Origin of the sequence: Pseudomonas defluvii, assembly GCF_001695625.1 — a bacterium.
GTDB classification, from domain to species: domain Bacteria; phylum Pseudomonadota; class Gammaproteobacteria; order Pseudomonadales; family Pseudomonadaceae; genus Aquipseudomonas; species Aquipseudomonas defluvii.
Window position 1 is genome coordinate 1 of sequence record NZ_MBPN01000157.1, and the last position, 7,346, is coordinate 7,346.

Annotated in this window: 8 protein-coding genes; all 8 read right to left on the reverse strand. The window is 62.6% G+C overall.

Going from position 1 to position 7,346, the window contains the following annotated elements:
• Positions 1 to 457: 457 nt before the first annotated feature.
• Entirely contained in the window at positions 458 to 2,512 is a 2,055-nt protein-coding gene (locus EKA13_RS24865; RefSeq protein ID WP_065761774.1) for a TonB-dependent siderophore receptor, read from the reverse strand.
• A 217-nt stretch (positions 2,513 to 2,729) separates the two neighbouring features.
• Positions 2,730 to 3,356 (reverse strand): urease accessory protein UreG, encoded by a 627-nt coding sequence (gene ureG, locus EKA13_RS24870; protein ID WP_065761775.1) that lies wholly within the window; start codon positions 3,354 to 3,356, stop codon positions 2,730 to 2,732.
• 10 nt (positions 3,357 to 3,366) lie between these two features.
• Positions 3,367 to 4,041 carry an urease accessory protein UreF gene (locus tag EKA13_RS24875; RefSeq protein WP_065761776.1) on the reverse strand — a complete coding sequence of 225 codons (675 nt, stop codon included), beginning with the start codon at positions 4,039 to 4,041 and terminating at the stop codon, positions 3,367 to 3,369.
• Positions 4,041 to 4,586 (reverse strand): HupE/UreJ family protein, encoded by a 546-nt coding sequence (locus EKA13_RS24880; protein WP_065761777.1) that lies wholly within the window; start codon positions 4,584 to 4,586, stop codon positions 4,041 to 4,043. The genes EKA13_RS24875 and EKA13_RS24880 overlap by 1 nt, the downstream gene beginning before the upstream one ends.
• Positions 4,587 to 4,607: 21 nt before the next feature.
• Complete coding sequence (ureE, locus tag EKA13_RS24885; protein WP_065761778.1) at positions 4,608 to 5,105, reverse strand: urease accessory protein UreE; 498 nt, start codon at positions 5,103 to 5,105, stop codon at positions 4,608 to 4,610.
• A 10-nt stretch (positions 5,106 to 5,115) separates the two neighbouring features.
• Positions 5,116 to 6,819 carry an urease subunit alpha gene (ureC, locus tag EKA13_RS24890; RefSeq protein ID WP_065761779.1) on the reverse strand — a complete coding sequence of 568 codons (1,704 nt, stop codon included), beginning with the start codon at positions 6,817 to 6,819 and terminating at the stop codon, positions 5,116 to 5,118.
• Entirely contained in the window at positions 6,816 to 7,133 is a 318-nt protein-coding gene (locus tag EKA13_RS24895; protein ID WP_065761780.1) for an urease subunit beta, read from the reverse strand. The genes ureC and EKA13_RS24895 overlap by 4 nt, the downstream gene beginning before the upstream one ends.
• A 21-nt stretch (positions 7,134 to 7,154) precedes the next feature.
• The coding region (gene ureA / locus EKA13_RS24900) for an urease subunit gamma (RefSeq protein WP_065761781.1) at positions 7,155 to 7,346 on the reverse strand (192 nt) is incomplete at its 5' end.

The window sequence follows — 7,346 nt, forward strand, 5'->3', positions numbered from 1 at the left end:
GCTTGCCTGCGATGGCGTCGGTGGGGTGCCAGTGAGTGCGCGGCGTTTGTATCGCGGGCAAGCCCGGCTCCTACAGGCTGGCGCGGGGCCTGTTGGAGCTGGCTTGCCTGCGATGGCCTCGGTGGGGTGTCCGTGAGTTCGCGCTGGCTGCATCGCGGGCGAGCCCGGCTCCTACAGGTTACGCGGGCTCTGTTGGAGCTGGCTTGCCTGCGATGGCGTCGGTGGGGTGTCAGTGCGTTCGCGGCGTCTGTATCGCGGGCAAGCCCGGCTCCTACAGGCTGCGTGGGCGCTGTTGGAGCTGGCTTGCCTGCGATGGCCTCGGTGGGGTATCCGTGAGTTCGCGGCGTCTGCATCGCGGGCAAGCCCGGCTCCTACAGGCTGGCGCGGGCTCTGTTGGAGCTGGCTTGCCTGCGATGGCGTCTGCATCGTTGGCAAGCCAACTCACACAGCGATTACGCTAGAAGGTGACGCTGGCGCTGAGCCTGGCCGTACGGGGTTCGCCCACATTGACCTGCAACGCACTGCCGGTGCTCGATGGGTAGTAGTGTTTGTCAAAGAGGTTGTCGACGTTCAGTTGCAGGCGCGTCTTGTACCCCGCCATCGGTACGTCCCAGCGCAAGAACGCATCCGCCACGGTGTAGCTGCTCATGTAGAACGTGTTTTCGTTGTTTCCGGCGCGGTCACCGACATAGCGAGCACCGCCGCCCGCATGCCACTCACCCCACCCCGCAGGCACCTGCAAGTGGTGGCTCAGGTAGAGGCTGGCGACATGTTCAGGCGCCTGACCCAGACGATTACCTTCATTCTTCGGGTCGTCAAGAATCTCGGTTCGGGTGTAGGCATAGGTGCCGATCATGTCCCAGCGCTCGGCAATGCGCCCGGTTACATCCAGCTCCAGACCACGGGAACCCACCTTGCCCGCCGCCTCGTTGATACCGGTTACTGCCGAAGGGGTCACAACGTTTTTCTTCTCGATGTCGAACAGCGCCAGGTTCAGGTTGAGGCCAGGCGCGAGGTCATACTTGGCACCGCCTTCGTAACTACGCCCCTCTTCAGGATCAAAGGTATTGCCATTGTCGTCCACATCGTCATTGGGCACGAATGAACGGCTGTAGTTACCGTAAAGCGACAGGTCGTCGTTGACCTTGAAAACCACCCCCAGCATCGGCAGGAAGGTGTCGCCATTGCTGTCACGGTTCAACTTCCGCTTACTGCCCAGCCCCTGTTCGCTGAACTGGTCGTAATGCTGATAACGGCCACCCAAGACCAGAATCCACTGATCGTTCAGGTGCCAATTGTCTTTCAGGTAGAGCGACGTGGAGGTCAGCTGATTGCTCAGGTTGCTGTCGGCCTGGCTGATGAGGCTTGGCTTATCCATGCCACCGTAGACCGGCAAATAGATATTGAAGTCTTTGTCCACGGCATTACGGTAGGTCTTGCCGCGGAACTTGTCAGAGTCTTCCTGCTCGGCACCGACCAGCAGGTCGTGCTGTTGCCCCAGAAATACCTGTTGGCCAATGAAGTCCAGGCTGGCATAGCGGGTTTCGTAATCGTAGAGCCCACCATTGGCCCGGCGCTGCAGTACACCGCTGGCAGACAGTGCCGAGGGTTGGGCAATCGCCAGGCTGTAGCGGTCGTTATTCCAGCCGTAGGTCAGGCGGGTCTTCCAGGCATCGCTCAGTTGGTACTCAAACCGCGCCGTGGCAGTTTCGCTGATCCCCTCGGTTTTTGCCCAATGCTCATCCAGCCGCTTGTCATAGTCGACGCTGGCGGGATGCCCATCGACAAACACGGTGCCACGGTCAAACGGGCTCGTGTAATCGTTGTATTCGTAGGCCAGTGTGAGGCTGGCGCGCTCACTGGTCCAACTGAGCGATGGCGCAATGAGGGTATGCTGGTCGACCCCGTAGTTACGCCAGTAGTCCTCACTCTGCCGCTCGGCTACCAGGCGATAGGCCAGGCCGGTATCACCCAGCGGGCCGGTGGTGTCCACCCCAAAGCTGCCACCACCTTCACTGAAGGCTGAGCCACTGAGCGTGGTGCTGCGCACGTATTGGGGTTGTTTGCTGATCACATTGATCACGCCGCCAGGCTCCATGGCGCCATACAGCAGCGAGGCCGGCCCCTTGAGGACTTCGACACGTTCGGTGGTGGCGCTGAAGTTGTGCGAGACCACCGAGCGTACCCCGTCACGCAGGATGGAGCCGTCGTCGTTGGTGCCAAACCCGCGCTTGACCAGCGAGTCCTTGGTGTTGCCCAGGGTATTGCCCTGGCTGACACCACTGACGAACTTCATGGCATCGTCCAGCGAGCGAACGTTGTAGTCGGCAATGGTCTGCGGTGTCACCACGTTGACCGACTGTGCCTCGTCCTTGAGTGGAACGTCACTTTTACTCGCCGTACTGGCACTGCTGGCACGGTAACCTTCTGCCGTGTCGGAAGCCTCGGCGGCGATCTGCGTCGCAGGCAGTGTGGTCTGTGCAGGTTCGGCAGCAGCCGGAACAGACAGCATGGCGCTGGTCAGCGCACAGAGCAGGAAGGGAGCGGAAGGTGAACGAGAAAACAGCTTGGATACGGCGTTCAAAGGCGATGCTCAAAGGGGTGTGAATGGCATCGATTTTAATTTGGTAATGATTCTCATGTAAATATTGCAAATAATTCAATGTGTTCATCGACAGCAAACCTGGCCCCTACAACAGGGTAGAAACCAGGCTCGGTAGTACTTGCACTCAGGCGCGGGCGGCATCCAGCATGCCTTTCTCGACGATGAAGTCGATCACGGTATGCAGCCCATGCCCGGTCTTGAGGTTGGTGAACGCCCAGGGTCGCGCAGGGCGCATGCGCTGGGTATCACGCTCCATCACTTCCAGTGAAGCCCCCACGTAGGGCGCCAGGTCGATCTTGTTGATCACCAGAAAGTCCGATTTGGTGATACCCGGGCCACCCTTGCGCGGGATTTTTTCGCCCTCGGCCACGTCGATCACGTACACCGTAAGGTCGGCCAGTTCCGGGCTGAAAGTGGCACTGAGGTTATCGCCACCACTCTCGACGAAGATCACTTCCAGGTTGCCAAACTTACGCGCCAGCTCTTCCACTGCGGCAAGGTTCATCGAAGCATCTTCGCGGATGGCGGTATGCGGACAGCCACCGGTTTCCACACCAACAATACGTTCGGGCGCCAGAGCGCCCGCTTCAGTAAGGATGCGCTGGTCTTCCTTGGTGTAGATGTCGTTGGTCACCACGGCGATTTCGTAATGGTCGCGCATCGCTTTGCACAGGGCTTCGAGCAATGCGGTCTTGCCGGAGCCGACCGGACCGCCGACACCAACGCGCAGGGGTTGCTTGTAGCTTTGCATGGCAGTTTCCTCAGGAGCGGAATAATCGGGTGTATTGGGTTTCGTGACGAGCCGAGGCGATGGCCAGCAACGGCAGGCCACCCCCGAGTTGCGCGTCAGGGAGTGTCAGGGCCGTGTCCAGCACGCCAGGCAGCTCGCCGCACAGGTCGCGTAGCAGGCTCTGGGCTGCCTGTTGACCGAAGGGCACCAGCTTGACCCCCGCCATCACTGCGCCCTCCAGCCAGGCGAAGCCGTGGCCGAGGGCAAGGTCACGTAACGGGATGCCCCAGTGTGCGGCCAGCCAGGCCATGCCGCCCAGTTGGGTCAGCTCCAGGCTAGGGCGCCATGCCGGCGCCTGACACAGTTGCCAGCCATCCAGCAACCGGGCCAGAGCCATGCCACGCTGGCGCTCTTCCAGGCGCAGCTCGGCGGTCTCGCGGTTGGCCAGCAGGAACCGGCTCCAATGGGCGAACGCCGAGGCGTCATCGTCACAGCAGGCCTGATACAGGCGCGCCAGCAGTGGCCAGTCGAGGTGGCCGAGGGTGTCTTCGAGCTGCTCACGCTGCCAGGCGCGAAAGCCTTCGGCACCGCATACCCAGCCCGCCTCCACCGCCCACTCCAGGCCTTGCGAGTAGGTGAAGCCACCTACCGGCAGGTTGGGGCTGGCCAACTGCAGCAGGCGCAGCAGCTTGAGATCAGTACTCATCAGCCGGCCAGCACCAGTGCTGCACCCGCCAGCAAGCCTCCACCGAAGAGGTGTTGCAGGCGGCGATGGCGACGCAGCAGGCAACCGCCGACGAAGCCCACCCACAACAGCATGGCGCTGACGGCCACGAAACCGGCACTGAATACCCAGAAGGCACCAGGGCTGGCCTCGACCCCGTGGGCCCAGCCGTGGAACAGGGCAAACAGTGGCATGGCCAGTGCCAGCAAGCCCTGACGGCTCGGCAACAGCAGTGCGCCAGCCGCAACCAGCAACGAGCCAATGATCATGCTTTCCATACCCGGCACACCACCCAGTAGATGGCCCAGCACGGCGCCACCCAACATGGCGCTCAGGGTCAGCAACGGCAGTGCCAGGGTACGGCCGGTCAATGCGGCCAAGACACCGGTACCCAGCAACATCAGCAAGTGGTCAAGGCCGGTCAGCGGGTGCAGCAGGCCGTCCTGCAGCGGGTAGGTGTCATGCCCCGGATGGGCGAAGGCCGGTAGCGCAGTCAGCAACAGTACAAGGGCCAGGGTCTTTTTCATGGGGGTGTCTCCAGGTCGAATTCAGGGGTGGGCGTGGCCGGGCACACGCACGAAGGGGTGGTCGTGAGCATGGCTATGGTCATGGCTATGCGGTGCGCTCTGGTAAGCGCCCGCCTCTGGCTCGAACGGCGCCTGCTCCTGGGCAACCTGCAAGCCCAGACCTCGCACCATGTCGTCCAGCACATGGTCGTGCTGGTAGCGCAACAAACCGGCTTCGATCTGCAATGGCACATGGCGGTTGCCCAGGTGATAGGCCGCACGCGCCAACAGCAACGGGTCGTCGCTACGCACCGTTGACACCTGCTCGGCGGCCGCCTGTACCCGAATCACTTCTGTGCCCTGCTCGTCCGCCAGCAACTCGCCACCGCGGATCAGCTGGCCACGTTCCAGCATCAGGCCAGCCTCTCGGCCATCGTCCAGGGTGATGCGCACGCGGCTCTTGATGCGGGTGTCGAGAGCGAGGGTGACGGTGCCGCTGACTCGCGGCGCATCCGCTACCCGGTGGGTTAAGACAATCATGCTTGCTCCTTCAAAACAGGAAGTAACGCTGCGCCATGGGCAACACACTGGCCGGTTCACACACCAGCAATTCGCCGTCGGCGCGTACTTCGTAGGTCTGTGAGTCCACCTCGATCATTGGCTGCAGGCCGTTGTGCACCATGTCGCCCTTGCGCACACGACGACAGCCGCTCACCACGCCAATCAGGCTGCGCAGGCCCAGCGCCTGATCCACGCCACGGCTTACCGCCGCCTGGGACAAAAAGGTCATGCGCGTGGCATGTCGGGCAGCCCCCAGGGCGCCAAACATTGGCCGGTAGTGAACCGGTTGCGGGGTCGGGATCGAACCGTTGATGTCCCCCATCGGCGCCATGGCAATCATCCCGCCCTTGATTACCAGCGACGGCTTGACGCCAAAGAACGCCGGCGACCAGAGCACCAGGTCGGCAAGCTTGCCAGCCTCGACCGAGCCCACCTCATGGGCAATGCCATGGGTGAGTGCCGGGTTGATGGTGTACTTGGCGATGTAGCGCTTGACCCGGAAGTTGTCGTTGCGGGCGGTGTCGGGTGCCAGAGGGCCGCGCCGCCGTTTCATCTGGTGGGCGACCTGCCAGGTACGCAACACCACTTCACCGACGCGGCCCATGGCCTGGGAGTCGGACGACGTCATGGAGAAAGCGCCCATGTCGTGCAGGATGTCTTCGGCAGCGATGGTCTCGCGGCGAATCCGTGATTCGGCGAAGGCCACATCCTCGGGAATGCTCGGGTCAAGGTGGTGGCAGACCATCAGCATGTCGAGGTGCTCATCCACCGTGTTGACGGTGTACGGCAAGGTCGGGTTGGTCGAGGATGGCAGCACGTTGCCGAAGGCAGCGGCACGGATGATGTCCGGCGCATGTCCACCGCCCGCCCCTTCGGTATGAAAGGTATGGATGGTGCGATCACCGATGGCCGCTAGGGTGTCCTCGACGCAACCGGATTCGTTGAGGGTGTCACTGTGGATCGCCACCTGCACGTCGGTTTCTTCCGCCACGTTCAGGCAGCAATCGATGGCTGCGGGCGTCGAGCCCCAGTCTTCGTGCAGCTTGAGGCCCACGGCACCGGCCTCGATCTGCTCGCGCAGGGCTTCGGGCCGCGAGGCGTTGCCCTTGCCCAGCAGGCCGATATTGATCGGCAACGCATCAGCGGCCTGCAACATGCGCGACAGGTACCAAGGGCCCGGCGTGCAGGTGGTGGCATTGGTGCCCGTGGCCGGCCCCGTGCCGCCACCAATGAAGGTGGTGACGCCAGAGGTCAGCGCCTCCTCGACCTGCTGCGGGCAGATAAAGTGAATGTGCGAATCGATGCCACCGGCCGTGACAATCTTGCCCTCGGCCGCGATGACTTCGGTGCCAGGCCCTACCGGCACGGTTACCCCCGGCTGCACGTCGGGGTTGCCCGCCTTGCCGATGCGCGCGATGCGACCGTGCTTGACGCCGATGTCGGCCTTGACGATGCCCCAGTGGTCGATGATCAGCGCATTGGTCAACACCAGGTCCATTGCGTCTGCTGCGAGCATCTGGCCCTGGCCCATGCCATCGCGGATCACCTTGCCACCGCCAAACTTCACCTCTTCACCGTAGATTGTGAAGTCCTTCTCGACTTCCACCCACAGGTCGGTGTCGGCCAGACGCACGCGGTCGCCGACGGTGGGGCCAAACATGTCGGCGTAGGCCTGACGAGAAATTCGGCTCATGCGCCTGTCTCCAGCTTGCCCATCACCCGCCCCTGAAAACCGTAGACCTCCCGTTTGCCGGCATATGCCACCAGGTTGACGGTACGCGACTGGCCGGGCTCAAAGCGCACGGCTGTACCGGCGGCGATGTCCAGGCGGAAACCGCGGGTGGCTTCACGGTCGAATACCAAGGCGTTGTTGACCTCATAAAAGTGGTAGTGCGACCCGACCTGAATTGGCCGGTCGCCGTGGTTCGCGACGCTGACACGCAGCGCTTCGCGGCCTGTATTGAGTTCGAGGTCGCCGTCGGCGACCAGTACTTCTCCGGGGATCATGGCGTTCTCCAGCAGCGACAGTCAGACGATCGGGTCATGGACGGTGACCAGCTTGGTCCCATCGGGGAAGGTCGCTTCCACCTGCACGTCGTGGATCATTTCTGCGACCCCTTCCATCACCTGCTCACGACCCACGACTTCACGGCCCAGGCTCATCAGCTCGGCGACCGTACGGCCATCCCGGGCACCCTCCATTACGGCGGCGCTGATCAG

What these genes read in the sequence shown, in the direction of transcription:
- EKA13_RS24880 (WP_065761777.1), bottom strand. Translation starts at nt 4,586, where the DNA reads ATGAAAAAGACCCTGGCCCTTGTACTGTTGCTGACTGCGCTACCGGCC.
- ureC (WP_065761779.1), bottom strand. Translation starts at nt 6,819, where the DNA reads ATGAGCCGAATTTCTCGTCAGGCCTACGCCGACATGTTTGGCCCCACC.
- ureG (WP_065761775.1), bottom strand. Translation starts at nt 3,356, where the DNA reads ATGCAAAGCTACAAGCAACCCCTGCGCGTTGGTGTCGGCGGTCCGGTC.
- EKA13_RS24865 (WP_065761774.1), bottom strand. Translation starts at nt 2,512, where the DNA reads ATGCTGTCTGTTCCGGCTGCTGCCGAACCTGCACAGACCACACTGCCT.
- ureE (WP_065761778.1), bottom strand. Translation starts at nt 5,105, where the DNA reads ATGATTGTCTTAACCCACCGGGTAGCGGATGCGCCGCGAGTCAGCGGC.
- EKA13_RS24895 (WP_065761780.1), bottom strand. Translation starts at nt 7,133, where the DNA reads ATGATCCCCGGAGAAGTACTGGTCGCCGACGGCGACCTCGAACTCAAT.
- EKA13_RS24875 (WP_065761776.1), bottom strand. Translation starts at nt 4,041, where the DNA reads ATGAGTACTGATCTCAAGCTGCTGCGCCTGCTGCAGTTGGCCAGCCCC.